The organism is Enterobacter sp. PGRG2, assembly GCF_030291195.1.
Lineage (GTDB): Bacteria > Pseudomonadota > Gammaproteobacteria > Enterobacterales > Enterobacteriaceae > Enterobacter_D.
Genome location: NZ_CP127837.1, coordinates 241,622 through 242,222 on the forward strand (window position 1 = coordinate 241,622; position 601 = coordinate 242,222).

The window sequence follows — 601 nt, forward strand, 5'->3', positions numbered from 1 at the left end:
CCGATGGATAACGGCGCGATGCTGAGCCACAAACTCCAGATCAAACATGGCACTGGCTACCTCCCGATTATCACAAGCATAAAGGCAGTGAGCGCAATCGCCGGACCAAACGGAATGTAAACGGGGCGTTTATCGCCATCGCCACGGGTAACGAAATAGATCGCCGCATAACAGAGCAGGCCCAGCAGCGCCGAGTAGAGCAGCAGTTCAGGCAAATGCTGCCAGCCAAGCCAGGCGCCCGTCGCCGCGAAAAGCTTCACATCGCCGTTGCCGAGGCCCTCGTATTTGCAGAAGGCGCACCACAGCTTCATCACGCACCACAGCAGCAGCCACGCCAGCACCACGCCATAGACGGCGTCTTTGGGGCGAATAAAGGAATAGCCCGCCACGCTAAGCAGCAGTCCGCCCCACAGCACGCTAAACACCAGCGTATCCGGCAGGATCAGGTGTTTAAAATCAATCACCGCCGCGATATAGAGCAGCAGAAACAGCAGCGCCCAAGCCAGCAGGATCACTGGCGACAGTGCCGCGCCAAAGAACGCCAGCGCACACCACGCCAGCCCCATCGCCAGTTCTGAAAGCGGATAAATCGCCGGGATGG

The 601-nt window shown here is 58.9% G+C and carries 1 protein-coding gene; it reads right to left on the reverse strand.

All coding sequences use genetic code 11. The annotated features are described in order from the left end of the window. Nucleotides 1-56 precede the first annotated feature (56 nt). Nucleotides 57-601: prepilin peptidase (locus tag QRD42_RS00975; RefSeq protein ID WP_321987990.1), on the reverse strand; the 545-nt coding region annotated here is incomplete at its 5' end.